The 24,959-nt window shown below is 71.2% G+C and carries 23 protein-coding genes and 1 pseudogene; 17 read left to right on the forward strand and 7 right to left on the reverse strand.

Going from position 1 to position 24,959, the window contains the following annotated elements; translation table 11 throughout:
- The first annotated feature begins 114 nt into the window (after positions 1–114).
- The 3 genes from cmk (at position 115) to der (ending at position 3,024) form a co-directional block, all read left to right on the forward strand.
- Positions 115–831 carry a (d)CMP kinase gene (cmk, locus tag ACGFZA_RS24950; protein WP_385287213.1) on the forward strand — a complete coding sequence of 239 codons (717 nt, stop codon included), beginning with the start codon at positions 115–117 and terminating at the stop codon, positions 829–831.
- Positions 828–1,490, forward strand: coding sequence for a lysophospholipid acyltransferase family protein (locus tag ACGFZA_RS24955; protein WP_385287215.1), 663 nt, complete (start codon positions 828–830; stop codon positions 1,488–1,490). The genes cmk and ACGFZA_RS24955 overlap by 4 nt, the downstream gene beginning before the upstream one ends.
- A gap of 64 nt (positions 1,491–1,554) precedes the next feature.
- Complete coding sequence (gene der, locus ACGFZA_RS24960) at positions 1,555–3,024, forward strand: ribosome biogenesis GTPase Der (RefSeq protein ID WP_352123975.1); 1,470 nt, start codon at positions 1,555–1,557, stop codon at positions 3,022–3,024.
- A gap of 189 nt (positions 3,025–3,213) precedes the next feature.
- On the opposite strand, the gene ACGFZA_RS24965 is transcribed toward der, so the two are convergent.
- A complete protein-coding gene (locus ACGFZA_RS24965) occupies positions 3,214–3,561 on the reverse strand; it encodes a hypothetical protein (RefSeq protein WP_385288721.1) in 348 nt (115 codons plus the stop codon).
- Between the two features lie 137 nt (positions 3,562–3,698).
- On the reverse strand, positions 3,699–4,481 hold the full coding sequence (locus tag ACGFZA_RS24970) for a hypothetical protein (RefSeq protein ID WP_385288724.1): 783 nt from the start codon (positions 4,479–4,481) through the stop codon (positions 3,699–3,701).
- Between the two features lie 686 nt (positions 4,482–5,167).
- On the opposite strand from ACGFZA_RS24970, the gene ACGFZA_RS24975 reads away from it, so the two are divergent.
- Positions 5,168–5,383 carry an I78 family peptidase inhibitor gene (locus ACGFZA_RS24975; protein ID WP_385288727.1) on the forward strand — a complete coding sequence of 72 codons (216 nt, stop codon included), beginning with the start codon at positions 5,168–5,170 and terminating at the stop codon, positions 5,381–5,383.
- A 117-nt stretch (positions 5,384–5,500) separates the two neighbouring features.
- Here the strand turns inward: ACGFZA_RS24975 and ACGFZA_RS24980 are convergent, their stop codons facing one another.
- Positions 5,501–6,589 (reverse strand): phosphatase PAP2 family protein, encoded by a 1,089-nt coding sequence (locus ACGFZA_RS24980; RefSeq protein WP_385288730.1) that lies wholly within the window; start codon positions 6,587–6,589, stop codon positions 5,501–5,503.
- Between the two features lie 520 nt (positions 6,590–7,109).
- Here ACGFZA_RS24980 and ACGFZA_RS24985 point away from each other — a divergent pair.
- Together ACGFZA_RS24985 and ACGFZA_RS24990 are read left to right on the forward strand one after the other, a co-directional pair.
- The gene (locus tag ACGFZA_RS24985) at positions 7,110–8,849 is read left to right on the forward strand and encodes an MFS transporter (protein WP_393682003.1); all 1,740 of its coding nucleotides are present in this window, start codon (positions 7,110–7,112) and stop codon (positions 8,847–8,849) included.
- 113 nt (positions 8,850–8,962) lie between these two features.
- Entirely contained in the window at positions 8,963–10,174 is a 1,212-nt protein-coding gene (locus tag ACGFZA_RS24990; protein ID WP_393682005.1) for an acyl-CoA dehydrogenase family protein, read from the forward strand.
- Between the two features lie 39 nt (positions 10,175–10,213).
- Here the strand turns inward: ACGFZA_RS24990 and ACGFZA_RS24995 are convergent, their stop codons facing one another.
- A complete protein-coding gene (locus ACGFZA_RS24995) occupies positions 10,214–10,657 on the reverse strand; it encodes a cell division protein SepF (RefSeq protein ID WP_326735374.1) in 444 nt (147 codons plus the stop codon).
- A gap of 308 nt (positions 10,658–10,965) precedes the next feature.
- Here ACGFZA_RS24995 and ACGFZA_RS25000 point away from each other — a divergent pair, with 308 nt between their 5' ends.
- Positions 10,966–12,198 carry a DUF5685 family protein gene (locus ACGFZA_RS25000; RefSeq protein ID WP_393682390.1) on the forward strand — a complete coding sequence of 411 codons (1,233 nt, stop codon included), beginning with the start codon at positions 10,966–10,968 and terminating at the stop codon, positions 12,196–12,198.
- Between the two features lie 42 nt (positions 12,199–12,240).
- Here the strand turns inward: ACGFZA_RS25000 and ACGFZA_RS25005 are convergent, their stop codons facing one another.
- On the reverse strand, positions 12,241–13,182 hold the full coding sequence (locus tag ACGFZA_RS25005; RefSeq protein WP_385288738.1) for an ABC transporter substrate-binding protein: 942 nt from the start codon (positions 13,180–13,182) through the stop codon (positions 12,241–12,243).
- A gap of 488 nt (positions 13,183–13,670) precedes the next feature.
- Between ACGFZA_RS25005 and ACGFZA_RS25010 the strand changes: the two genes are divergently transcribed.
- The 8 genes from ACGFZA_RS25010 (at position 13,671) to ACGFZA_RS25045 (ending at position 22,424) form a co-directional block, all read left to right on the forward strand.
- On the forward strand, positions 13,671–14,537 hold the full coding sequence (locus tag ACGFZA_RS25010) for an amino acid ABC transporter permease (protein WP_393682008.1): 867 nt from the start codon (positions 13,671–13,673) through the stop codon (positions 14,535–14,537).
- Complete coding sequence (locus ACGFZA_RS25015) at positions 14,534–16,378, forward strand: FAD/NAD(P)-binding protein (protein ID WP_393682010.1); 1,845 nt, start codon at positions 14,534–14,536, stop codon at positions 16,376–16,378. The genes ACGFZA_RS25010 and ACGFZA_RS25015 overlap by 4 nt, the downstream gene beginning before the upstream one ends.
- Before the next feature lie 112 nt (positions 16,379–16,490).
- Positions 16,491–17,243, forward strand: a complete 753-nt coding sequence (locus ACGFZA_RS25020) for an amino acid ABC transporter ATP-binding protein (RefSeq protein WP_385288750.1) — start codon at positions 16,491–16,493, stop codon at positions 17,241–17,243.
- A gap of 147 nt (positions 17,244–17,390) precedes the next feature.
- Positions 17,391–18,458: an LLM class flavin-dependent oxidoreductase gene (locus ACGFZA_RS25025; RefSeq protein WP_393682012.1), complete on the forward strand. Its 1,068-nt coding sequence runs from the start codon at positions 17,391–17,393 to the stop codon at positions 18,456–18,458.
- Complete coding sequence (locus tag ACGFZA_RS25030) at positions 18,455–19,744, forward strand: NtaA/DmoA family FMN-dependent monooxygenase (RefSeq protein ID WP_393682014.1); 1,290 nt, start codon at positions 18,455–18,457, stop codon at positions 19,742–19,744. The genes ACGFZA_RS25025 and ACGFZA_RS25030 overlap by 4 nt, the downstream gene beginning before the upstream one ends.
- A gap of 4 nt (positions 19,745–19,748) precedes the next feature.
- Positions 19,749–20,549 (forward strand): DUF1684 domain-containing protein, encoded by an 801-nt coding sequence (locus tag ACGFZA_RS25035; protein WP_393682016.1) that lies wholly within the window; start codon positions 19,749–19,751, stop codon positions 20,547–20,549.
- A gap of 266 nt (positions 20,550–20,815) precedes the next feature.
- Entirely contained in the window at positions 20,816–21,715 is a 900-nt protein-coding gene (locus tag ACGFZA_RS25040; protein WP_385287234.1) for a S1 family peptidase, read from the forward strand.
- A gap of 229 nt (positions 21,716–21,944) precedes the next feature.
- Positions 21,945–22,424 (forward strand): hypothetical protein, encoded by a 480-nt coding sequence (locus ACGFZA_RS25045; RefSeq protein ID WP_385287236.1) that lies wholly within the window; start codon positions 21,945–21,947, stop codon positions 22,422–22,424.
- Positions 22,425–22,457: 33 nt separating this feature from the next.
- Here ACGFZA_RS25045 and ACGFZA_RS25050 read toward each other — a convergent pair.
- A pseudogene (locus tag ACGFZA_RS25050) lies at positions 22,458–22,797 on the reverse strand (SLATT domain-containing protein); the annotation flags it as partial.
- A 496-nt stretch (positions 22,798–23,293) separates the two neighbouring features.
- Between ACGFZA_RS25050 and ACGFZA_RS25055 the strand changes: the two are divergent.
- Positions 23,294–23,500 carry a hypothetical protein gene (locus ACGFZA_RS25055; RefSeq protein WP_385287238.1) on the forward strand — a complete coding sequence of 69 codons (207 nt, stop codon included), beginning with the start codon at positions 23,294–23,296 and terminating at the stop codon, positions 23,498–23,500.
- A gap of 71 nt (positions 23,501–23,571) precedes the next feature.
- Here ACGFZA_RS25055 and ACGFZA_RS25060 read toward each other — a convergent pair whose 3' ends face one another.
- On the reverse strand, positions 23,572–24,498 hold the full coding sequence (locus ACGFZA_RS25060; protein WP_393682020.1) for a DUF4231 domain-containing protein: 927 nt from the start codon (positions 24,496–24,498) through the stop codon (positions 23,572–23,574).
- Positions 24,499–24,724: 226 nt separating this feature from the next.
- On the opposite strand from ACGFZA_RS25060, the gene fxsA reads away from it, so the two are divergent.
- Positions 24,725–24,892: an FxSxx-COOH cyclophane-containing RiPP peptide gene (gene fxsA, locus ACGFZA_RS25065; protein ID WP_219571751.1), complete on the forward strand. Its 168-nt coding sequence runs from the start codon at positions 24,725–24,727 to the stop codon at positions 24,890–24,892.
- The last annotated feature ends 67 nt before the right edge of the window (positions 24,893–24,959 follow it).

The raw sequence follows: 24,959 nt of genomic DNA on the forward strand, positions 1-24,959 counted from the left end.
CACCGGGCCGGGAGTCACTTGTCCACAGGGGTGGTCGGGGTTGCCCCCGCACTCGGTAACCTTGTGCGGGGCGGGTTCACACGCCCCGTCCCGACCGCCCCGTGTACCAGGAAGGTGTCCACCACCGTGGAAACCGTAAGCACCGCCGCCCGGACCGCCCCGGCCGCAGTGATCGTCGCCATCGACGGCCCCTCCGGAACCGGCAAGTCCAGCACGTCCAAGGCCGTCGCCGCCCAGCTCGGCCTCAGCTACCTGGACACCGGTGCCCAGTACCGGGCGATCACCTGGTGGATGCTGAACAACGGCATCGACGTGCACGACGCGATGGAGGTGGCCACCGCGGCCGCCAAGCCGGTCATCGTCTCCGGCACCGACCCCACCGGCCCGACGATCACCGTCGACGGCGAGGACGCCTCCGGCCCGATCCGTACGCAGGAGGTCACCTCCAAGGTCAGCGCCGTCAGCGCCGTGCCGGAGGTGCGCACCCTGATCACCGAGCTGCAGCGCTCCATCGCCGCGGAGGCGGAGAGGGGCATCGTCGTGGAGGGCCGTGACATCGGCACCACCGTGCTGCCCGACGCCGACATCAAGATCTTCCTGACCGCGTCGCCGGAGGCCCGCGCGGCCCGCCGCAGCGGCGAGGTCAAGGGCTCCGACCTGGCCGCCACGAAGGAGGCGCTGATCCAGCGCGACGCCGCCGACTCCGGCCGCAAGGCCTCGCCGCTCGCCAAGGCGGACGACGCGGTCGAGGTGGACACCACCGAGCTGACCCTCCAGCAGGTCATCGAGTGCGTCGTCACCCTGGTCGGGGAGAAGCAGGCCGCGAAGTGACACCTGCCACGGGCGCGCCCACGCTGCGCGGAGCGGCGGTCGGACGCGGCATCGGGATCGGGCTGATGTACGGGCTCTTCAAGCCCCGTGTCCTCGGCGCATGGCGGGTCCCCGCCTCCGGACCCGTCATACTCGCGGTGAACCACTCGCACAACATCGACGGGCCGATGCTGATGGGCACCGCGCCCCGGCCCGTCCACTTCCTGATCAAGAAAGAGGCGTTCGTCGGCCCCCTGGACCCGTTCCTGCGCGGAATCGGTCAGCTCAAGGTGGACCGTTCGATCGCCGACCGCACCGCCATCACCCACGCCCTCGGCGTGCTCGGGGACGGCGGGGTGCTCGGGATCTTCCCCGAGGGCACCAGGGGCGAAGGAGACTTCGCCTCGCTGCGCGCCGGACTCGCGTATTTCGCGGTACGCAGCGGGGCGCCGATCGTGCCCGTGGCCGTACTGGGAAGCACCGAGCGCAGCGGACGGTTGATATCAGCACTGCCGCCGTTGCGCAGCCGTGTCGATGTCGTCTTCGGCGAGGCGTTCGCCGCCGGGGACGGCAGCGGCCGCCGGACACGCGGCGCGCTCGACGAGGCGACCGTACGGATCCAGGGACGGCTCACCGGCCACCTGGACCGGGCCAGGCGCCTCACCGGGCGCACCGAGTAAGACGTGAGTAGTGGACCGCGTGCTGCGTGGTCCATCGATGATGATGCAAAGAGGAACGGACTTCATGAACGACCAGATTCACTCCGGCGGCTCGGACCACGAGCACGGAGCGCTTGGCGATGCCGAGTACGCGGAGTTCATGGAGCTCGCCGCGCAGGAGGGGTTCGACCCCGAGGACGTCGAGGGTGCGATCGGTGAGGCCGGTCACGGCCCGCTTCCCGCGCTCGCGATCGTCGGCCGTCCGAACGTCGGCAAGTCGACGCTGGTGAACCGCATCATCGGCCGTCGTGAGGCCGTGGTCCAGGACAAGCCCGGCGTCACCCGTGACCGGGTCAGCTACGAGGCCGAGTGGGCGGGCCGTCGCTTCAAGGTCGTCGACACGGGCGGCTGGGAGCAGGACGTCCTCGGGCTCGACGCCTCCGTCGCCGCCCAGGCCGAGTACGCGATCGAGATGGCCGACGCGGTCGTCTTCGTGGTCGACTCCACGGTCGGCGCCACCGACACCGACGAGGCCGTGGTCAAGCTGCTGCGCCGGTCCGGCAAGCCCGTCGTGCTCTGTGCCAACAAGGTCGACGGACAGAGCGGTGAGGCCGACGCCACCGCGCTCTGGTCGCTCGGCCTCGGCCAGCCCCACCCGGTCTCGTCGCTGCACGGCCGCGGTACCGGCGACATGCTGGACGCCGTGCTGGAGGCGCTTCCCGAGGCCCCGGCCCAGTCGTTCGGCACGGCGGTCGGCGGCCCGCGCCGTATCGCGCTGATCGGCCGTCCGAACGTCGGCAAGTCCTCGCTGCTGAACAAGGTGGCCAACGAGGACCGTGTGGTCGTCAACGAGCTGGCCGGCACCACCCGTGACCCGGTCGACGAGCTGATCACCCTCGGCGGCATCACCTGGAAGTTCATCGACACGGCCGGTATCCGGCGCCGGGTCCACCTCCAGGAAGGTGCGGACTACTACGCCTCACTGCGTACCGCGGCCGCCGTGGAGAAGGCCGAGGTCGCCGTGATCCTCATCGACTCCAGCGAGTCGATCAGCGTCCAGGACCAGCGCATCGTCACCATGGCCGTCGAGGCCGGGCGTGCGATCGTCGTCGCCTTCAACAAGTGGGACACCCTCGACGAGGAGCGCCGCTACTACCTGGAGCGCGAGATCGAGACGGAGCTCGCTCAGGTCGCGTGGGCCCCGCGAGTCAACGTCTCCGCCCTCACCGGCCGCCACATGGAGAAGCTGGTTCCGGCGATCGAGACGGCGCTGGACGGCTGGGAGACCCGCGTTCCGACGGGCCGGCTGAACGCGTTCCTCGGTGAGATCGTCGCCTCCCACCCGCACCCCATCCGCGGTGGCAAGCAGCCGCGCATCCTCTTCGGCACCCAGGCGGGCACCAAGCCGCCGCGCTTCGTGCTCTTCGCCTCCGGCTTCCTGGAGCACGGCTACCGCCGCTTCGTCGAGCGCCGGCTGCGTGAGGAGTTCGGCTTCGAGGGCACGCCCATCCACATCTCGGTGCGGGTCCGCGAGAAGCGCGGCCGCAACAAGTAGGCAGTCCGGGCAACCGGTGTCACCGCCCGGCGTGCCGTGAGGCGCCAGAACGGCGCCCTGCGGCCCTCCCGGAGCCCCGGGGGCCCTCAGGGCCGGAGGGGCGGTGACGGCCGGTCCCTGGCCCCCTGGACCGTACGACGGAGCCCCGGACCACTCGCTCGGCGAGTGGTCCGGGGCTCCGTCGTACGGTCAGGCGTCCCGCGACCCCGGTGGCAGCGCCGCGGGCTGGACCCGCCCGGCGTGCCGTCCGACCCGCTGCCACGAGCCCAGGCTGCCGGTGTGGCTGCTGGGGCCGCCGCCGTGCCCGCCCGCGCCGCCCGCGGTACTCGCCGCCCCGCCGTGCCCGGAGTGCGCCGAGTGCACGCTCAACGGGGTGCGCGAGCCGAAGAGCCCGGTCCCGAAGGCCGGCAGGCCCAGACTCTCCTCGCCGCTCCGATCACCCGGCAACGCCCTGAACGACCTGCGGTACTCGGAGTACAGCGCGTCGTAGATCGGGGTGTGGGACGGGCCGCCCGAGGGGTCCTGCGCGGGACGCATGGCAGGGATCGGGCTCGGACGCTGGTGGGAGGGGTCGTATGAGTGCACGTATGTGCCAACGACCCCGCCGTCCGTCGGATGCGGGCCCGCGGGAGAAATCGCTGTCCGCCGCGGGTGCGCGAGGTGCCCCGGCATGATCAGGTCCCGGCCAGCGGCATGGCCGCCGCGACCAGGAGCCCGCCGGCCGCGGCCTTCTCCAGCGCGTCGCGCAGGAGGTCCTCGCGGGGCTGCTGACCGATCGAACCGGCCGGCGCGGCGTAGACCAGCACGGTCTGCGACTTGTTGGCCGCGGTCCGCCAGCCCTCCGTGACCTGAAGGGGCGCGTGCGCCTGCCACCAGGCGACCGGGGCGCCGCCGCCCGTGCCCGGCTGGAGCACCGCGTGCAGCTGCCCCATGGCGAGCAGGATCGACCAGCCGTGCAGCACCTCCGGGACCTGGTCCATCCGGTGGACCGGCCGGAAGTTCTGCTCCAGCAGCAGCTGGAGGAACTCGTCGCCGCCGCTGCCGTCGGTGCCGGGACGGGCGATCGCCCCGGTCGGCTCGACGACCAGGGCGGGGTGGAGTTCGTCGTCGATCAGGACGAGCCCGCTGGTGATTCCGAGCACCGCCTGCTCGGGAGTCACCCGGTCCGGGTCCTCCTGCTCACTGCCGGTGATGCTGCGTACGGCCCCCTGCAGCTGTTCCTCGGCGACCTGCACCACCTGCGAAGGGATGCAGGTGGCGTGGGCGAAGGCGAGGACGGCGGTCTCGTCGCCGACGAACAGCACCGTGCTGGTGCGCTCCTGCTCGGAGTCGCCGGGGGTGCGGCAGGAGGTGCAGTCGTAACTTCCGGGTGCGTTGTCGCCGACGAGCAGCCGGTCGGCTTCGGCATCGCCGATCTCGGCGCGTACGTCCTCGCTGACGTCGAGCATGCGCGGCACGGGTGGCTCCTCGAACTCGGTACGTGGGCCGGGGCGGTTCCCGGCTCATGAAGAGACAACGGGTGAGCCGCTGCCGGGGTCACGCGGGAAGGGGAACGGAATCGAACCGCGGGGGACGATCAGGGCGGCGATACCTGGACAAATGGCGCAATGGTGAAACGTGCCCTGTGCATCCTGGACGCCCCGCGGCGGCGGGGGCGCAGGGGCGGCGGTCGCGCTCCGGCGTGCCCCGTGGAGGAGCCGCGGCCCCGGACGTGCCCTTGCCGCAGGGGCTGGAATGCGGTCGATCCGGGCATCCGCTATACGGGCGGAAGGATGCCGCGGCGGGTCGGCGGTGGGATGGTGTGGATATCGTCACCTCCGGATAAGGGTGCGATAAGGAAGGGTGAATTCCCGGGCATGTGTTCCTTTGCGAGGCACTGTTCCGGCGCGCAATCGATGTCACCCGGTAGTGAGTATTCCGCTTGTTTCCGATGCTATTCCGGCCTGTTTCGGTGGTCATTTCTCCCCCTGTGTGATTACTGTGCGTCCGATGCCGAATCGTGCGTCCGAACGAATGACCCCGAGGGGGATCGCCTGTGGTGATCCTGTGACACAAGCGTGACCGGCGGGGTACGTGGGGATGCGATGTGACCGGGTGGTGCCCCGGGTTCCGCCGCCGCCCGCGGCCGCCTACGGTGGAAGGCATGGCACCTGTACCGACTCCTTCCGCCCAGCCGGACGACACTCCGGGCAGCTACGTCGGCCTCGCCGCCGAGACCGCCGAACGGCGGGCCCGTGAGCACGGCTGGGACACCGTCAGGGCCCTGCCGCCGGGCATGATCATCACCATGGAGTTCCAGAGCGGCCGGATCAACTTCGAGGTCGACGCCGGCGTCGTCAGGCGCTGCTGGACCGGCTGAGGGCCCGCACCGTCGGCCCGACTCCCGTGCTCGTATGACTGAAGGCCCCGACCGGAGTCGGGGCCTTCAGTCATACGCGGGGTGGGGTCGTGCGCACCGTTCCCGCAGTTCCGCGGGTCAGCCGCCGGCCACCGGCCGGGCCGGAGCCGTGCCGCTGCGGGGCGTGCGGTCCGCGTGCGGCGGGCGGCGGCTGCCGGCCGGAGTGACCGGAGTCCGCTCCGAGCGCGCCGGGTGGCCCTGGTGCGCGGGGGGCGCCGTGTGGGCGCGCGGGCGGGCGCCGGTGGCCGCGACCACCGCCGTCGGGTGCCCGCCCGCCCCGGATGCGGTGCCGGACGTCACCGCGGAGTCGCCCCCGGATGCGGTGCCGGACGTCATCGCGGAAGCGGCTCCGGCCGCCTCGACGGCGGCCTGACGGCCTGCCGGCACGGGCTGGGGGGCGCCCGCCGTGACGGGCGCCGGCGGCGCCGCGGTCCTGCCGCGTGCGCTCAGCCACTCGCGGGCCGCGAAGATCCAGTTCTCGGCCCGGGTGATCAGGGGCTCGACCCACGGCAGGCCCAGGAGGATCAGCAGCCCCGCGGCCCAGCCGAGGACGACGTCGCTGAGCCAGTGCGTACCGAGGTAGACCGTGGTCAGGCCGACCCCGAGGGAGACGATCGCTGACATGGCCGACAGGTAGCGCCTGGCTCGCGGTGTGGCGGCCAGGTAGGCGAGGATTCCCCAGGTCACGACTGCGTTGGCGGTGTGCCCGGACGGAAATATATCGCCGCCGGCGAAGAGTTCCGCCGATCCGATCTGCGTCGCGTAGTGCGGGCCGAGCCGGCCGAGGCCGATCTTGACCGCGCCCACCGTCACGTTGAGCAGCAGGAGCGAGGCGCCCAGCGTCAGCAGGGGCCGCAGGGTGTGCTGCCGCCACGAGCGCCAGCCCAGCCAGCAGGCGACCATGACCGCCGTCGGTCCGCGCTGGCCGAGGACGACGTAGTAGTCGAGGAACGCGTGGATGCTGGGCCACTGCTGGTACGGCCGGAAGAGCATGACCTTCCAGTCCAGGGTCACCAGCCAGGACGACATGAGCACGGCAATGACGATGGCCAGATAGAACGCCAACGTCCCGCCGAAGAGAGCGATGCGGTGAGGACTCATCCGCGGTGTCTCTATCTTCGGCGGTTCCGGCTCCCGGTCCAGACGGGCAAAGATGTCGGTACGCACCCAATCGACGTTACAGCGAGTGAGTGGGTGCCCCGGTCGATCCGGCCGCTTTGTGATGACGATGTGATGTGGACTATGTCTCAGGTCGGCTCATTTTTCCGGGGCTCCGGAGTCTCCTGGGATCCTCTTGTTTCATTTTTTCGGCAGGTATTACTCAAGCGCATTCGACTATTGACGGAAAAGCGCACCGGATGGCGAAGTGCATTTGTCGCGAGCTCCCGCGGGGCGGAACGGACGGTGTCGGTCCGGTTACTGGACGCCTACCGCCGGTGCCCTGCGGAGGGGGCGCCGGGCCGTCCGGGCCCGTCGCCGCAGGTCGGGATGGGGTCCCGGAGGGGCGGCCGCAGTGGCGTACGCCACACTCCGCGGCGTCGGCAGGTATGAGATGGGCCACGTGTGGCCCTGTCGAACTCGCGTACGCTGGCGCATCACTCGCCCGTCGATGCCGGGCCCGGAGGGACAGCGACGCTGAATCCCCGGGGGCCTGCCGAGCGCGAGGGACCTTTTGGGAGGTAGATGCATGTCCAGGACGACCGAAGCCCGCATCCGTCTGCGCGAAGCCGCCGACGGGGCCAATCGATGGGTCGTCCTGGTCGTCCTCTGTCTCAGTCTGCTGCTCGTGGCACTCGACGCGACCGTGCTCCACGTCGCCGTCCCCGCCCTCACCGAGGACCTGCGGCCCAGCGCCGTCGGTCTGCTGTGGATCGTGGACGTCTACCCGCTGGTCTGCGCGTCCCTGCTGATCCTCTTCGGCACGCTCGGTGACCGGGTCGGGCGCCGGCGCGTCCTGCTGCTCGGCTACGCGCTCTTCGGGATCGCCTCCGCCGTCGCGGCCATGGCCGACAGTGCGGGCGTGCTCATCGTGGCGCGGGCCCTGCTCGGCGTCGGCGGCGCGATGATCATGCCGGCGACGCTGTCGATCCTCCGGCAGGTGTTCCCCGACCGCCGCGAGCGGGCGGTGGCCATCGGGGTGTGGACCGCCGTCGCGGCCGTCGGCGCCGCCACCGGACCGGTCATCGGCGGTTTCCTCGTCGAGCACTTCTGGTGGGGCTCCGTCTTCCTGATCAACATTCCGCTGATGGCCCTGATCCTGCCGGTCGGCCGGCTCCTGCTGCCGGAGTCGCGTGGCAGCAACGACGGGCCCTGGGACGTGTTCGGTGCGCTGATGGCCGCCGCCGGCGTGCTCGGCGTCGTCCTCGGTGTGAAGCGCGCGGGCGCCGGTGAGGGGCTGCTCGACGCGGGCACGCTCGTGCCGCTGCTGTCCGGTGCCGCGCTGCTCGTCGCGTTCGTACGCCGCCAGAAGCGGCGGACGCATCCGCTCATCGACATCGGGATGTTCTCGAGGCCCGCCTTCACGACCGCGGTGGGCTGCATCGTCGTCGCCATGCTGGCCCTGGTCGGCCTGGAGCTGATAGCCGTCCAGTACCTCCAGCTCGTCCTGGACCTCAGCCCGCTGGAGACCGGTCTGCGGCTGCTGCCGCTCACCTTCGCCGCCATGGCCGCCGGGGCCACCGGCTCGTACACCCTGCGCCGGGTCGGGCCGCGCCGGATGGTCGGCTGGGGATTCGTCCTGACGGCGGCGGCGGTGCTGATGCTGACGGCGATGGGCCAGCACGACCGGCCCGGCCTGCTGACCGTGTCCTTCGTCGTCCTGGGCTTCGGCCTGCAGTCCACGCTCTTCGGCGCGTACGAGTCCATGCTCAGCGAGGCACCGGCCGAGCGGGCGGGCGGGGCGGCGGCGATAGGAGAGACCTCCTACCAGCTGGGCGCCGGCATGGGCATCGCCCTGCTCGGCAGCGTGATGAACGCCGCCTACGCTCCCGGCCTGGCCAGGCTGCCCGAGGAGGGCGTCCCCGCTTCCGCCGGTGCCGCGGCCTCGCACTCCCTCGGCGAGGCGTACCAGGTCGCCTCGCAGCTCGGCGGCCCGCTCGGCACCGTACTGCGCGACACCGCCCGGAACGCCTTCATCGACGGACTGCACGTCACCCTGCTGGTCAGCGCGGGCCTGCTGCTGCTCGGGGCGCTCGCCGCGCTGAAGCTGCCGCGCGTGATGGAGTGCCCGCCGCCGCGCCGCGAAGCCCAGGAGCCGGCCGAAGGCGCCGGGGTGCCCGCCGCCGGGAAGGAGCAGGAGGCCCACGGCCCCGGCGGGCTCCCGGGCCCCCGCGAGGTCCCGGTCCAGGAACGGCCCGAGGCGCTGCTCCGGCTGTCCGCGCGCCGCACGCCGGCCGAGGCGACGGGCTCTGGACGCGCGGCACACTGAGTCGTAACGTCGGCACGACGCCGTAACTATCACTGCTAGTTTTTGGAGCACTGCTGGTTTCCGGCGCCCCCCACCGACATCGGTACCGTGCGAGCCGCCGGAGGCACTCCCTCATGTCCACCGCTCCGTCCTCGAAACTCCCGCCCTTCGACCCCCGCGACCCGATCGGCATCGACGACCTCCTGGGCGACGAGGATCTCGCGATCCGCGACACCGTCCGGGTCTGGGCCGCCGACCGGGTCCTGCCGCACATCGCCGAGTGGTACGAGAACGGCGAGCTGCCCGGCATCCGCGAGCTGGCCCGCGAGCTCGGTTCGCTCGGCGCCCTCGGCATGTCCCTCCAGGGGTACGGCTGCGCGGGCGCCACCGCGGTCCAGTACGGACTGGCCTGCCTGGAGCTGGAGGCCGCGGACTCCGGGATCCGCTCGCTCGTCTCCGTGCAGGGCTCCCTCGCGATGTACGCCATCCACCGCTTCGGATCCGAGGAGCAGAAGCGGCAGTGGCTGCCCGGCATGGCGGCGGGCGAGATCATCGGCTGCTTCGGCCTCACCGAGCCCGACCACGGCTCCGACCCGGCCGGCATGCGGACGTACGCCAAGCGCGACGGCGAGGACTGGGTGCTCAGCGGCCGCAAGATGTGGATCACCAACGGCTCGGTCGCCGGGGTCGCCGTCGTCTGGGCGCAGACCGACGAGGGCGCCGCGGGCAGCGGCATCCGCGGATTCGTGGTGCCCACCGATGCCCCCGGCTTCTCCGCGCCGGAGATCAGGCACAAGTGGTCGCTGCGCGCCTCGGTCACCAGCGAGCTGATCCTGGACGAGGTGAGGCTGCCGTCCGACGCCGTGCTGCCGGGCGTCACCGGCCTGCGGGGCCCGCTCAGCTGTCTCAGCCATGCCCGCTACGGCATCGTCTGGGGAGCCATGGGTGCCGCCCGGTCCAGCTTCGAGGCGGCCGTCGACTACGCGAGGACACGTGAGCAGTTCGGGAAGCCGATCGGCGGCTTCCAGCTCACCCAGGCCAAGCTCGCCGACATGGCCGTGGAGCTCCACAAGGGCATCCTGCTCGCGCACCACCTCGGCCGTCGGATGGACGCGGGCAGGCTCCGTCCGGAGCAGGTCAGTTTCGGAAAGCTGAACAACGTGCGGGAGGCCATCGAGATCTGCCGCACCTCGCGCACGATCCTCGGTGCCAACGGGATCTCGCTGGAGTACCCGGTGATGCGGCACGCGACGAATCTGGAGTCGGTGCTCACCTACGAAGGAACCGTGGAGATGCACCAGCTGGTGCTGGGCAAGGCGCTCACCGGCCTGGACGCGTTCCGGTAAGCCGGAACGACGGCCGGACCGATCCGGTGAGCGCCCCGCTCAGCTCTGGTTGAAGAAGCCGTCGGCCGGCCGGCCGGCGGCTTCGCCGTTGACGACCTGGGTGTCGGCGGGGGTCAGCAGGAAGACCCGGGTGGCCACGCGGTCGATCGACCCGCGCAGTCCGAAGATCAGTCCCGCGGCGAAGTCCACCACGCGCTTGGCGTCGGCGGAGTCCATGGACGTGAGGTTCATGATCACCGGGACGCCGTCCCGGAACAGCTCGCCGATGCTCCGGGCGTCGCGGAAGCTGTCCGGGGTCACGGTGGCGATCCGGCGGCCCGTCTCCTCGGCCGTCTCCGTGGCGACCCGCACCCGCGGATCGGTCACCCAGGCCTGACCGGTCCCGGTCCGTGCACCTTCGGCGTACTCGTCGTCGTCGTAGTACCGCTCGTCGTTGTCCTCTACGAGGCCCAGCCAGGCACTCGCCTTGCGCACCGATCCCATGGACGCCTCCTCTCACCGCGGTTCCTTGGTGTTCCGCATGTCTTTCGTATCCCTATGGTCGTCCATCATGCGGATCGTGCGCCAAGGGGATAGGCGGCGCGCAGGGCATTCGTGACGGTACTGGTGCAGAAGATGTGGCGATTCGTCAAGGTTCCTCCTGCATAAGGGCCCTGGAGATAAGAAAATATGGTCCTCCGGTCCGTACGGGTGACATGGGGGACGTACGGGTGAACGGGTCACTCGATACGATGCACGTCGCGCACGCGCCCGAGCGCCGCGCACAGCTGAACGACTCCTGGGGGATGGTCGTGTTCGGAATCGTCAGGCCCTGCACTCACCGCCTGTCGGAGGGGCTCAAGGCCGAGTGGATGGCCCACCTCTGCGGGCTCTGTCTGGCACTTCGCTCCGATCACGGACAGTTCGCCCGGATCGTCACGAACTATGACGGCCTGATCGTCTCGGTCCTGACGGAGGCTCAGACCGAGCGCACCCCCGGGCAGCGGCGCACCGCCGGACCCTGCCCGTTGCGGGCCATGCGTACCGCGCCCGTCGCGCGCGGCGAGGGTGCCAGGCTCGCGGCCGCCGTCTCGCTGGTGCTGGCCTCCGCCAAGGTGCGCGACCACGTGGCGGACCGGGATGGCCTGTTGGCGCGCCGCCCCGTGGCCGCGGCCGCGCGCCGGGTCGCCGCGGGCTGGGACCGGGCCGGGGCGCGCACGGGTGCGCAGCTCGGCTTCGACACCGCGCTGCTCGTCGACGCCGTCGACCGGCAGACCGGCATCGAGCTGCTCGCGGGGCCCGGCACCCCGCTGCTGACGGTCACCGAGCCCACCGAGACCGCCACCGCCGCGGCCTTCGCGCACACCGCCGTACTCGCGGGCAAGCCGCAGAACCGCGAGCCGCTCGCCGAGGCCGGCCGGCTCTTCGGCCGCCTCGCGCATCTGCTGGATGCCGTGGAGGACCAGCAAGCTGACGCCGCGTCGGGAGCGTGGAACCCGCTCACGGCGACCGGCACCTCGCGCGCCGAGGCCCGGCGGCTGTGCGACGACGCGCTGCGCGGCGTACGGCTGGCGCTGCGCGACGCGGAATTCGCCGACGGCAAGCTCGCCCATGTGCTGCTGGCGCACGAACTGCGGCGCTCGGTGGACCGGGCGTTCGCCACGGACGTCTGTTCCCATCAAGGCGGCGGGCTCCTGACGGAAGCCGTTCATCCGTCAGGAGGGGGACACACGGGGGCCTTCGGGCCGCCCCCGGGCAATCCGTACGCCCCGACAGGACCGTCCGGCCCCTCCGGCCCGCCGCAGCCGCCGGAGCCCCCGCGCGACCGGCGGGGGCTCGTCATGGGGTGCCTCGTGTGGGCGGGTCTCGCCTGCACCTGCCAGATGTGCTGCGGCACCTTCGACGACCCGTGGAGCCACCGGCGCCGCGAGGGGCTGTGCAGTCAGTGCGACTGCGGGGACTGCTGCGACGCCTGCGACTGCTGCAGCAACTGTGGGGACTGCTGCGACGGCTGTGACTGCTGCGGGTGCGACTGCAGCTGTTGAACCGGCGCCCGGAGACCCCGCCGCCGAAGTTCCGCCGGTGCGTCACTTGATCTCGGGCGGCGAGATCTGAGAGGTCTCGACGGCCGAGGCGGAGATGCCCCACTTCTTCAGGATCCGGTCGTAGGTGCCGTCCGCCTGGAGACGGTTGACGGCGGCCTGGAAGGCCGGTGCCAGCGGGGTGCCCTTCTTGAAGGCGAATCCGACGTCGAGCCGCTTGAACTCGTTGAGGAAGCGCACGCCCTCCTGCTGCTTCACGGCGTACCGCAGTCCGTTGATGGTCGACATCACGACATCGGTCCGCCCCTGCTGGAGCGAGCTCCAGACCGCGGCCAGATCGGAGTACGTCTTCACGTCGTACGGCTTCTTGCCGGCCTCGGCGCACCGGTGCTTGTTCTCCTCCAGCGTCACCTCGAACGTGGTGCCCGCGGCGGTGCCCACCGGCAGTCCGCAGAGCTGGGTCAGGTCCGTCACCTCGCGCAGACCGCTGTTGTCGCGGACCGCGAAGCCCTGGCCGTCGTTGAGGTAGGTGACGAAGTCGATCGTCCGCCTGCGTTCGTCGGTCACGCCGAAGTTGCCGGTGCCCACGTCGTACTTCCCGCTGCCGAGTGCGGGCAGGATCGCCTCGAAGGCGGCGACCTCCCGCTTCGGCTTCAGCCCGAGCACCTTGGCCACGGCATCCCCGAAGTCGATATCGGTGCCGGCCAGGGTCGTACCGTCCGCGAGATAGGTGGCACCGGGCGGGGTGCCGACGCTGGAGGCGATGTTCAGCGTGCCGGAGGAGCGGACCTCCGCGGGCAGCAGGGCGGCCGCGGCCGCGTCCTTCTTCACTCCCGACACGACGTCGGTGGTGGGGACCGCGCCCTTGGCGGCGGAACCGGCCGCCCCCGCGGGGGCGGACGCCGGATCGCCGGACCCGCACGCGGTCAGCGTCAGCGTGGCGGCGGTGATCAGCGCGAAGGCAGCGGTGTGCCGGGTACGGGGCATCAGGGATGGTTCTCCAGTGTCGTCGGCCGTGGACGGGCGCGGGGCAGCGCGCGACGGCCCACGGACGGGCGGAGGAAGGCGGAACACGAAGGGAAGACCGGTGCGAGGGGAGGGTGGTGCGGTGTTGTGTCCGCGAGGGCACGCGGGGAGAAGAGCTCAGACGCCGGTCACGGCGCGAGCGGGAATGCGGGGCGGAGCAGGGCGAAGGCTCAACAGGAACAGGACCACACGCGACCGAAGTCGATGTGGGAGCGCTTGACCAGCCACTGCTGCGAATGCATGGCCCAAGTGGAACAGGCATCCGGTGGTCCGTCAACTGGCCTGAGACGCACCGCTCACAGTGTGGACAAGGTTGACAAGCCGCCGCGAACAGCGCTTACCTCAAAGGCGGATCGGGCTGAGGGGCCCGGTCCCCGTTGTGTTCCACCGTTGTGTTCCGTGCCGAGGGCGCGCCCCGTGTTCGATCGCCGCATCCACGGAGCCCTCGCATGTCCGCTCAGACAGACACCCTTCCGCCGGCCGTTCCGGCCGGACCCCTCAAGGACGACGATGCCGACCGGCTGCGGATCGTCCCCGTCCGCCGGACCGGTCAGTGGACGGCGGCCGTCGCCGTACTGGTCCTGCTCGCCCTCGCGCTGAACTCCGTCATCCGCAACGACGCCTTCCAATGGGACGTCGTGGGCGACTACTTCGCCACCACGGCGGTGCTGCGCGGCCTCGGGCTCACGCTCTGGCTCACCGCGCTCGTGATGGTGCTCGGCTTCGCGCTGGGGACGCTGCTCGCCGTCCTCAGGCTCTCCGCCAACCGCGTGCTCCAGGCGGTCGGCTGGGGATACGTGTGGCTCTTCCGGTCCACCCCGATCCTGGTCCAGCTGCTGTTCTGGTTCAACATCGGGGCGCTCTACCCGGAGATCCTCGGCGTCCGCACCGTGAACCTCCTCGGCCCCGTCACGGTCGCCGTCATCGGACTGACGCTCCACGAGGCCGCGTACGCGGCGGAAGTCGTCCGGGGAGGCATCCTGTCCGTGGAGCGCGGACAACTGGAGGCCGCGCAGTCCCTGGGCCTCGGCCCGTGGCGGCGGCTGTACCGGATCGTGCTGCCGCAGGCCATGCGCTCCATCGTGCCGCCCGCGGGGAACATGCTCATCGGCACCCTCAAGGGCACCTCGATCGTCAGCATCATCGCCGTACAGGACCTGCTGTACTCGGTCCAGCTGGTCTACCACCGCACCTACCAGGTCATCCCGCTGCTGCTGGTCGCCACCCTCTGGTACGTCGTCGTGACCTCGCTGCTCAGCGTCGGCCAGCACTACGTCGAGCGGTACTACGCACGCGGCACCGGGGACGCCCGGTGAGCGCCGCCCCCACGCTGGTCGTCGTCGGGGCAGGGCCGCGCGGTACCGGTCTCATCGAGCGTATCGCCGCCAACGCCCCCACGCTGTACGGCGACAGGCCGCTGGACATCCATCTCGTCGACCCGTTCCCGCCCGGCGGCGGCCGGATATGGCGCCACGACCAGTCGCCGCTGCTGTGGATGAACTCCATGGCCGAGGACGTCACCATGTTCACCGACGACACCGTCCGCCTGGACGGTCCGGTACGGCCGGGCCCGGCGCTCGACACCTGGGCGGCCGACGTGCGCGAGGGACGGACCGACCCCGGACCCGATGCCGCCGGGGAGCCCGGACTCCGCCGTGAGATCGAGGAGTTGACGGGACAGGACTTCCCGAGCCGTCGACTGCAGGGCGCCTATCTGCGCTGGGTGTACGAGCAGTCGCTCGCCGCGCTTCCGCCCACCGTCACCGTCCACGAACACCGCGGCCGCGCCCTGCGCGTCACCGGCCCCCGCGGCGGCCGCCAGTCCGTCCATCTGGAGGGCCGCGCCGAACCGCTCACCGCCGACCTCGTGGTACTCACCCTCGGCCACCTCGACGCCGAACCGGACGACGAACAGCGACGGCTGTCCCGGTTCGCGGACCGGCACGGCCTCATCCACCTGCCGCCCGACTTCACCGCCGACAGCGACCTCGGCGACCTGCCCGCCGGCGAACCCGTCATAGTCCGGGGCTTCGGACTCGCCTTCATCGATCTGATGGTGCTGCTCACCGAGGGCCGCGGCGGACGGTTCGAGAACGACGCGTACCTGCCCTCCGGGAAGGAACCCGTCCTGTTCGTCGGATCGCGGCGTGGTGTCCCGTACCACTCCAAGATCGGATACGTACGGCCCGGCGAGCGGCCGCCGCTCCCGCGTTTCTTCGGTCCCGACCTGGCCGGGGAACTCCTGAACCGGCCGGAGCCGCCCGACTTCTACCGCGACATATGGCCCCATGTCGACAAAGAGCTCGGCTATGCCCACTACCACCGCCTCTTCGCCTCCCGCCCCGAGCGCACCACGGCCGACTGGACCGCCTTCGAGGAGAAGTACGCGGCCGCCGGCCCGGGCAGCGCCGAACTGCGGGCGGTGGTCGCGGCCGGTGTCCCCGACCCCGCCGACCGGCTCGACCTGGCGGCACTCGACCACCCGCTGGACGGGGTGCGCCACACCTCGTCCGACTCCTTCCAGGAGGCGACGCGTGCCTACATCACCGCGGACCTGGCCCGCCGGCACGATCCCGGGCACAGCGAGGACCTCGCCGTCTTCCTCGGACTGCTCTCCGTATACGGCCAGTTGATCCGGTTCGGCGACATCGGGGACTGGTGGCACGGCTTCTTCAGCTATCTCGCATCCGGCCCGCCCGGCCCCCGGCTGCGCCAGCTGCTCGCGCTCTCCCGGGCCGGGGTCGTCCGCTTCCTCGGTGCCGGGACGACGGTCGAGACCGACGAGGAGCGGGGCCTCTTCCGGGCGGGCGCCGCCACCGTACCGGAGGAGCGGATCGAGGCCCGCGCCCTCGTCGAGGCCCGGCTGCCCGACCCCTCACCGCGACGCACCCGCAGCACCCTGCTCAGGGCGCTCTACGAGGACGGGGCCAAGGCCACCGCCACCGGACTGCTCGCGGTCGACCCCGGCGACGGCCGCGTCCTGGACCGCGACGGACTGCCGCACCCCCGCCGCTTCGCTCTCGGCCCGCACACCGCGGCGCGCGCCGGCGGCGCCTTCACCCGGCCACGCACCGGAGGCCCGGCCTTCGGACAGAACGACGCCACCGCGCGCGCCGCCCTCACCTTCCTGCGCGACCACGGCGGCACCGATGACTGACCGGCACGCGCCCTTCCGATCCGAACCCGCCGAGGACATCGCCATGAAGACGACCAGCCCTTCCCCGAAGAGCGAACCGGCCACCGAGCCCGCCCACGCGCCCGCCGCGCCCATGGTGGAGATCCGGGGCGTCCACAAGAGCTTCGGCTCCCTCGACGTACTGCGCGGCATCGACCTGTCCGTGCGGACCGGCGAGGTGACCGTGATCCTCGGCCCCTCCGGCTCCGGGAAGTCCACCCTGCTGCGCACCGTCAACCACCTGGAGAAGGCGGACCGGGGATCGATCACCGTGGACGGCGACTTCGTCGGCTACCGCAGGAAGGGCGACAGGCTGTACGAACTCCCCGAGCGCGAGGTCCTGCGCCGGCGCACCCGGATCGGCTTCGTCTTCCAGAACTTCCACCTCTTCCCCCACCTCACCGTCCTCGACAACGTCACCGAGGCCCCGGTGGCCGCGCTCGGCCGTACGAAGCAGCAGGCCGCCGTCACCGCGCACCGGCTGCTGGCCCGCGTCGGACTCGACGACAAGGCGACGGCGTACCCGAGGCAGCTCTCCGGCGGTCAGCAGCAGCGCGTGGCCATCGCCCGCGCGCTCGCCCTCGAACCGAAACTGCTGCTCTTCGACGAGCCGACCTCCGCGCTCGACCCCGAACTGGTCGGCGAGGTCCTCGACGTGATCAGAGACCTGGCGCGCCAGGGCACCACGATGATCGTCGTCACGCACGAGATCGGGTTCGCCCGCGAGGTCGCCGACACCGTCGTCTTCATGGACGAGGGGCGGATCGTCGAACAGGGCCCGCCCGCCGACGTACTCGACCGGCCGCGCCACGCACGCACCCGTGCCTTCCTCTCCAAGGTGCTGTGACGCGCCCGCCCTCCCGCCCCCTCGGCGCCGCCGCCCTCCCGTCCTCCCGCCCCGTCCGGGCCACCGCCCCGGGCAGGCCCCGCGGCCCGGGGCGGTGGCCCGGACGGGCGGCGAAGCCGCTCCCGAACCCCTCCGAAAGAGCCCTCCATGTCTTACCTCCGCCCTCTCCACCTGGCCGCCGAGATCGGCGGCCCGCCCCGCTACGACCCCGCGCACTACACGGACCTCGCCCGGCTCGCCGAGCGCGGGACGCTGGACTTCGTCACCCTCGGGGACTCCTTCGCCCGGCCGGGACCGGACGCGCTCGCCGTGCTGTCCCGCGTCGCGCCGGACACCCGCAGGATCGGGCTCGTGCCGACGGTCACCACCACCCACACCGAGCCCTTCCACGTGTCGTCCGCCGTGGCCACGCTGGACTGGGTCAGCGGCGGCCGGGCCGGCTGGGGCGTGGAAGTGTCGACGACGGCCGCCGAGGCCCGGCTGTTCGGCCGCCGCCCCGCCGCGTCAGCCGCCGCACTGTGGCAGGAGGCCGGCGAGGCCGCCGACGTGGGAGCGCGTCTGTGGGACAGCTGGGAGGACGACGCCGAGATCCGGGACGCGGCCAGCGGACGGTTCCTCGACCGCGACAAGCTGCACCGCACCGACTTCGATGGCGCCGCCTTCAGCATCCGCGGCCCCGCCGTCGTGCCCCGGCCCCCGCAGGGCCGCCCGGTCACGGTCGTCGACGGCACGGCGGACCCGGCCAGGGAGACCGCCGCCCGCCACGCCGACGTGGTGCTCGTACGGGCCACCACCCCCGAGCGGACCGCCGGGATCCGCGACGACCTGCACCGCCGCGCGGTGGCACACGGACGTGACCCCGGGTCGCTGCGGGTGCTCGCGGCCCTCACCGTCGACCTGGGCGACGCCGAATCGGCCCCGGAACCGGGGCTGGCGAGCGGGCCGCCGCTCGCGGGGCACGGCACCTACTACCGCGGCGGTCCGGTCGACCTCGCCGACCTGATCACCCAGTGGCACCGGACCGGAGCCGTCGACGGCTTCCACCTCACCCCGATCACTCCGGGGCGCGACCTCGAACGGATCGTCAACGGCACGGTGGCCCTGCTCCAGCACCGCAGCCTGTTCCGCACCTTCTACCCCGGGGGCACCCTCCGCGAGCACCTGGGCCTGGCCCGGCCGGCCAACCGGAACGCCCCGCAAGGAGCACGGGTATGACGGACGCCCCGAAGCAGCTGCGTCTCGCCGCGTACTTCCCGGGTGTGAACAGCGAAACCGTGTGGAACGACCCCCGCTCCGGCAGCCAGATCGCGTTCTCCTCCTTCGCACACCTCGCGCGGACGGCGGAGCGCGGGCTCTTCGACTTCGTCCTCGTTCCCGAGGAGCTGCGACTGCGCGAGCACCACGGTCTGATCCACGATCTGGACGCGGCCGGCCGGCCCGAGTCCCTCACCGTGCTGGCCGCCCTGGCCGCCGTCACCGACCGGCTCGGCCTCGCCGCCACCGTCGGCACCACCTTCAACGAGCCCTGCGACGTGGCCCGCCGGCTCGCCACCCTCGACCACCTCAGTGCCGGCCGGGCCGCGTGGAACGTCGCCTGCGCCACCTCCTGCGACGCCCTCACCGGTGAGAACTTCCGGAGTGGCGCCCACATCGACCCGGCCGGCGGCGGTACCCGCGCCGCCGAGTTCCTCGCCACCGCCCGCGAAATGTGGGACTCCTGGACACCCGACGGCACCCCGCGCCCCTTCGCCCACCACGGCCGGCACTTCTCCGTCGAGGGCGAGTTCACCGTCCCGCGCTCCCCGCAGGGGCACCCCGTGGTCATCCGGGAGGGGGACGCGGCCGAGGACCGTGAGTTCGCCGCGTCCGCCGCCGACATCGTCGTCACCCGGCACGGCACCCGGGAGGCGGGCCGCGCCTTCCGCGCCGACATCACGGGACGGCTCGCGAAGTACGGCCGGGAGCCCCACGAACTGACGGTCATGCCCGGCGTCGGCGTGGTGCTGGGCGACAGCGACGCCGAGGCGCGGGAGCGGGCGGCCGGCATCCGCCTCCAGCAGGTCTCGCCCCGGCACGCGATCCTGGCCCTGGAGCGGGTCTGGGGCCGCGACCTCTCCTCGTACGATCCCGACGGGCCGCTGCCCGTGATCGACCCGGACCCCGCGGGCCGGCGGCCCGGCGACGCCCTCGCCGTCGCGGCGCGCTGGCGCGCACTGTCCCGGGAGAAGGGACTGTCCATCCGGCGGACCGTCATCGAGGCGACCGGCCGGCAGACGTTCATCGGAAGCCCCCGGACCGTCGCGGCGGAGATGGCCGGACTCGTCGCCACGGGTGCCGCCGACGGTTTCCTCCTCGTCCCCCATCTCACACCCGGCGGCCTCGACGACTTCGTCGACCAGGTCGTTCCGCTCCTCCAGGAACGCGGGGTGTTCCGCAGCGCGTACACCGGCTCCACGCTGCGGTCGCACCTCGGGATCGCCGAGCCGGTATGGAAAGGTTGACCACATGAGCACGGACGCACAGCAGCAGGCAGCGCGGGACTGGAACGACTGGCACCGGGAGCGGACCGCCACGGTCGCCGCACCGTACGGGCCGCTCTCCCTCACCGGCACCCACTGGCTCTCCGACTACCCGGACGGTCGAATTCCGGCCGTCCCGGGCCACTGGCAGGAGGACGGCGACGAGGTGGTGCTCACCGCCGTCCCCGAGGACGGCCTGAGCGTCGACGGGAAGCCCCTGACCGGCCAGGTCCGGCTCGGTGCCGACCGCGGCCCGATCGACGCCTCCCGGGTGACGCACGGCGAGCGCCGCCTCGTCGTGCTGAGCCGCGAAGGCCTCTGGGCGGTAAGGGACTTCGACCCCGACTCGGCGGCGCGGCGCGCCTTCCGCGCCATCGAGGCCACCCCGTACGAACCGCGCTGGGCCGTGCCGGGCGTCTTCCGCCCCTACGGCATCTCGCGCACCGTCCGGGTCGAGAACGCCGACGGCGTCGAGCGCGGGCTGGGGCTCGGCGGGGAGATCGCCTTCGCGCTGGACGGCGTCGAGCACACCCTCCAGGTCGCCGTCGAGGGCGACGGCTCGCTCTGGGCGGTCTTCGCCGACGCCACCAGCGGGAACACCAGTTACCGCTTCCGGTTCCTGCGGCCCGCCGCCCCGGCCGAAGACGGGTCGGTGACGGTGGACCTCAACCGCGCGCTGCTGCCGCCCTGCGCCTTCGCCGACCACTTCATCTGCCCCTTCCCGCCGCCCGGCAACACGCTTCCCGTCGCTGTCGAAGCAGGGGAGCGCACGCGGACCGACGGCTGAACCAGGGCGCCCTTGCCCGCCCGCGTCCGGCCCCGGCGGACCGTCCTGCGCCGGGGCCGGACGCATGCGCGGCGACACCCGGGATCCGGCAAGCTCAGGCCAAAAGGCGGTCTTGCGCAAGAAGTTGACGCCTTGAATACTCCCGAGCAGCGCTTGTCAGGAGCACGGCACATTCGGAATGCGGACGGACAGCCGCGCCCCTGACTGCGCCTCACGGGTCCGGCCACCCCACAGGCGGACCCCCGACTCCCCTCGGGAGGAAACAAGTGAGGATCAAGCGCACCACCCCCCTCAGCACTGCCGCGAGACGCAGCAGGGCCGTCGCCATCGCCGCGGGTCTCGTGGCGGTCGCGGCACTCGCCGTTCCCAGCGCACAGGCCAGCTCCACCGGAACGTACAGCGCCAGCCAGCTGTCCGCCGTGAGCGACGCCGTCCTCGGCGCCGACGTGGCCGGTACGGCCTGGAACGTCGACCCCGTGACGAAGAAGCTCGTGGTCACGGCCGACAGCACGGTCTCCGCCGCGGAGATCCAGCAGATCAAGGACTCCGCGGGGGCCGACGCCGGAGCCCTGCGCATCGAGCGCACCTCCGGGAAGTTCAGCAAGCTGCTCTCCGGCGGTGACGCCATCTACGCACCCGGCTGGCGCTGCTCCCTCGGATTCAACGTCCGCAGCGGCAGCACGTACTACTTCCTGACCGCCGGTCACTGCACCGACGGCAACCCTCCCTGGTACACCAACTCCTCCAACACCACCTACATAGGCCCGACGGTCGGCTCCAGCTTCCCGACCAACGACTACGGCCTGGTGCGCTACGACAACGCGGCCGTCTCCCACGAGGGCACCGTCGGCAGCGTCGACATCACCAGTGCGGCGAACGCCACGGTCGGGATGTCCGTCACCCGCCGGGGCTCCACCACCGGCATCCACAGCGGCACCGTCTCCGCGCTCAACGCCACGGTCAACTACGGCAGCGGCGACATCGTCTACGGCATGATCAAGACGAACGTCTGCGCGGAGCCCGGTGACTCCGGCGGTCCGCTCTACTCCGGCTCCAAGGCGATCGGACTCACCTCGGGCGGCAGCGGCAACTGCAGCTCCGGTGGTACGACGTTCTTCCAGCCGGTCACCGAGGCGCTCAGCGCGTACGGCGTCAGCGTCTACTGACGCACCGGGCGGCCGGATCTGCCCCCGGAGCCGGCCCGCACCTCGAAAGCGCACCTCGAACACGACGAGCCCCCGCCCGAATTACGGGCGGGGGCTCCCGCTGGGGCCGCGGCTTTTGAGAGGATGTGGCACAGAACGGTCACGCCGGAGCAACGGGGGCGGACGCTGCGTCTTCCGGAGGAATGCCCTCCGGGAACCCCCGGCAGACATCCCAGGGGGTTCCAGGTCCGTGAAACGCATCGGAGTGACCGGTCACCGCAGCATCCCGCAGGAAGCCCATGACCACGTGCTGGCGTCGATGCGCGCGGCGTTCCGCGGATTCGACGGCTCGGTGGAGGCGCTGTCCAGCCTCGCCGTCGGGGCGGATCAGCTCTTCGCGGACCTCGCCCTCGCCCACGGCGCCCAGTTGACCGCGGTCATCCCCAGCGGCGACTACGAGGAGTGCTTCGCCGACGGAGCCGAACTGGCCCGCTACCGGGCCCTCAAGGCCCGCGCCGTGCGGGAGGTCAGACTGGACTACCCGCACTCCACCGACGAGGCGTACTACGCGGCCGGTGCCTACATCGCCGAGCACTGCGACCGGTTGCTCGCCGTGTGGGACGGCCGCCCCGCCCGCGGCCTCGGCGGCACGGGGGACATCGTGACGTACGCCCGCGGGCTCGGCCGCCCGGTCACGGTGATCTGGCGCGACGGGGTCGAGCGGAGCTGACTGGTTGTCATAGGCGTCGGCAGGCCGCGTTTGTGCGACCCGCCGGGATACCTCCTGGCACCTGCGATACCAGCTCCGCTGTTCGATCAGCCGGTCGCGTAGGTCTCCTTGCGCACGGTGAATGCCTTGTCCCGCAAGGCGCGCATGGAATCGGTGATGAGCCCGCCGGAATCGGCCGTCTGGTCCCGGTGGTCGGACCAGCCCACCTTGCGGAGCTCCTGCAGTCCTTCTTCGAGCCGGTTGGCGAACACCGCTTCGGGGTGCTGCGTGTATCGAAAGGTGAGCCGTGCACGGAGTAGCGCCGGCACATCGATTTGATGAACTCCGCCGCTGAGTGATTGAGCCCTCCACGTGTCCTTGCCTTCCGCCGGGAGGGGGCGGGTGGTGACCGGGAAGCCAGGACCTGCCAACTTGACTGCTCAGGCCGCGTGTTGGAGTGCGCCGAGGGCCGTCGGTTTGGTGGGTGCCCAACAGGTGTGCCCTCGCGCCCTGTTGGCGGAATCTGGAGTTCCGATTTTTTGGGGGCCGACCCCTGTGACGCTCTTGTTCCACGTGGGCGTCCTCAGTTGCCAACCGAGGTCATGAGAGTAAAGTCGTTCCGCCGGTCACTCAACGGTGCAGGTATCAAGGTGTTCCCCGGGTCAACCAACCTCTTAAGCAAAGAAGTTGAACGACGGCCGCCGTGCCCGGGCATCCACCTTCAGCGTGGCACTCAAACTCGGTTCGGCACCCGGAGCACCCACCGGGTGCCGAGTAGAATCTGGGTAGCGCAAAAGGAGCTCTGCCCCGACTCCGGTTCCTAGGCCAATGAGTCGGGACGAGCTCCTCGCGCGGCGCCACATCCAACGGGAAGCATGAAAGGACACCACATGAAGAATAGCTCGGATGGCGACGACGAGCACAGCTCCGCCGTGGACCGAGTGTTCAGGCGCACCCTCCGCTACCTGCGGGTTTCGCTGAAGCGTCGTGGGCACCAGTCATTCGATCTGGGGTACGAAGCCCTCCGCGGAGCGGCCTACCGGGCAGGAAGCGGCCTGGTGACCGTGCTCGTCCTCTGGATGAGCACCCGCCGCTGACCCCTCGCGAAGAGAACAAAGGGCGCGTCACCCTTACGGTGGCGGGCCCGTCTCCGCTTCGAGGAGCCGCGTCACATCTGGTGCCGCGCGAGCCAGTCGGTGTGCTGGGGGGAGACGATGCGTTCGGTCTCGAACACCGCCCGCGGCCACTGGCGCTCGTTCAGGGTGGTCTCCATCGCTATCTGCATCGACTCCAGGTCCTTCTCCACCAGGGAGTGGGCCGAGATCAGCGGATGGTGGCGGCGCATCTCGCACCAGGCGAGACATGCGGCGGCGGCCGCGGAGAGCACGCCGGTCAGTGCGAAGGACTGGCCGGCCGAGAAGGCCCTGAGGACGGCGAGGAGCAGGGCGAGGGCCGTCAGCCCGGCGATGGTGGTCGACCAGACCAGCGTGGCCCGCCGGGACACCTCCTGGCGTCTGCGGTACCAGCTGCGCTGTTCGATCAGCCGGTCACGCACATAGGTCTCCTTGCGCACGGTGAATGCCTTGTCCCGCAATGCGCGCATGGAATCGGTGATGAGCCCGCCGGAATCGGCCGTCTGGTCCCGGGGGTCGGCCCAGCCCACCTTGCGGAGCTCCTGCAGTCCTTCTTCGAGCCGGTTGGCGAACACCGCTTCGGGGTGCTGCGTGCCGGTATCGAAAGGTGAGCCATGCACGGAGTAACGCCAGCACATCGATTTGATGAACTCCGCCGCGGAGCGATTGAGCTGCCAATGCGACTTCGCTTTCCGCCGGGAGGTGAGGTAGGTGGTGACCAGGACGCCAAGGTAGGCCAACACTGCCGCGCAGTCCGTCAGTTGGAGCGTGCCCCCGACCTCCGCGCGCCAGGGCAGCGCGGCCGGAACCGTGCCCGCGACGAGTAGGATGAGCTGCCAGCGGGTGGTATTCACCGCCTCCCGCTGGCGGGCGATCGCAATGGCATCCGTGTGATGAAAGAGCTCGGGCAGATCAGCGTTCCTGAAGACCATGCTCTGCAGTGGTCCGGGAATCGCCGTCATGTTCACTCCCGTCTGCGGTTATGTCGTCACCCTGATGGCGGAATCTATCGTTCCGCTCGATCGTGGCCGGCCCCGTGTGACGCTCTTGTTCCAAGTGGGCGTCCTCAGTTGCCAACCGAGGTCATGAGAGTAAAGTCGTGCCGCCGGACACTGCAATGGTGCAGGTACCAACGCTGGTTTCCTGTCCGGAACCATTCCATCGGAACGAATCCCCTCAAGGACGGCCGTGAAGACCACTGAATCCTCCCTCTCCTTCGCCGTTGCGAAGAAGAGCCGTGTGCCGCTCGCCGCGATCGACGCGCGTGGTGGCGAAGCAGCCAGGAAGCTCGGTCGGGTGCATGTCGCCTCCGCCGGTCGCCCCAGCCAGGCATCCACCTTCAACTCCTCCCTCTGATCCCGTATTACGGATCACTCCTCCGGGGCGGCCGGTTTGCCGGATCACCCTTCCGGGCTGGCTAGAC

Origin of the sequence: Streptomyces sp. NPDC048211 (genome assembly GCF_043202315.1) — a bacterium.
Taxonomy (GTDB): Bacteria; Actinomycetota; Actinomycetes; order Streptomycetales; family Streptomycetaceae; genus Streptomyces.

Excerpts from the sequence above, each read along its gene's own strand:
- der (WP_352123975.1), top strand. The coding sequence starts at position 1,555 with ATGAACGACCAGATTCACTCCGGCGGCTCGGACCACGAGCACGGAGCG.
- ACGFZA_RS24965 (WP_385288721.1), bottom strand. The coding sequence starts at position 3,561 with ATGCGTCCCGCGCAGGACCCCTCGGGCGGCCCGTCCCACACCCCGATC.
- ACGFZA_RS24975 (WP_385288727.1), top strand. The coding sequence starts at position 5,168 with ATGGCACCTGTACCGACTCCTTCCGCCCAGCCGGACGACACTCCGGGC.
- ACGFZA_RS24985 (WP_393682003.1), top strand. The coding sequence starts at position 7,110 with ATGTCCAGGACGACCGAAGCCCGCATCCGTCTGCGCGAAGCCGCCGAC.
- ACGFZA_RS24990 (WP_393682005.1), top strand. The coding sequence starts at position 8,963 with ATGTCCACCGCTCCGTCCTCGAAACTCCCGCCCTTCGACCCCCGCGAC.
- ACGFZA_RS24995 (WP_326735374.1), bottom strand. The coding sequence starts at position 10,657 with ATGGGATCGGTGCGCAAGGCGAGTGCCTGGCTGGGCCTCGTAGAGGAC.
- ACGFZA_RS25005 (WP_385288738.1), bottom strand. The coding sequence starts at position 13,182 with ATGCCCCGTACCCGGCACACCGCTGCCTTCGCGCTGATCACCGCCGCC.
- ACGFZA_RS25010 (WP_393682008.1), top strand. The coding sequence starts at position 13,671 with ATGTCCGCTCAGACAGACACCCTTCCGCCGGCCGTTCCGGCCGGACCC.
- ACGFZA_RS25020 (WP_385288750.1), top strand. The coding sequence starts at position 16,491 with ATGGTGGAGATCCGGGGCGTCCACAAGAGCTTCGGCTCCCTCGACGTA.
- ACGFZA_RS25025 (WP_393682012.1), top strand. The coding sequence starts at position 17,391 with ATGTCTTACCTCCGCCCTCTCCACCTGGCCGCCGAGATCGGCGGCCCG.
- ACGFZA_RS25030 (WP_393682014.1), top strand. The coding sequence starts at position 18,455 with ATGACGGACGCCCCGAAGCAGCTGCGTCTCGCCGCGTACTTCCCGGGT.
- ACGFZA_RS25035 (WP_393682016.1), top strand. The coding sequence starts at position 19,749 with ATGAGCACGGACGCACAGCAGCAGGCAGCGCGGGACTGGAACGACTGG.
- ACGFZA_RS25055 (WP_385287238.1), top strand. The coding sequence starts at position 23,294 with ATGAAGAATAGCTCGGATGGCGACGACGAGCACAGCTCCGCCGTGGAC.
- ACGFZA_RS25060 (WP_393682020.1), bottom strand. The coding sequence starts at position 24,498 with ATGACGGCGATTCCCGGACCACTGCAGAGCATGGTCTTCAGGAACGCT.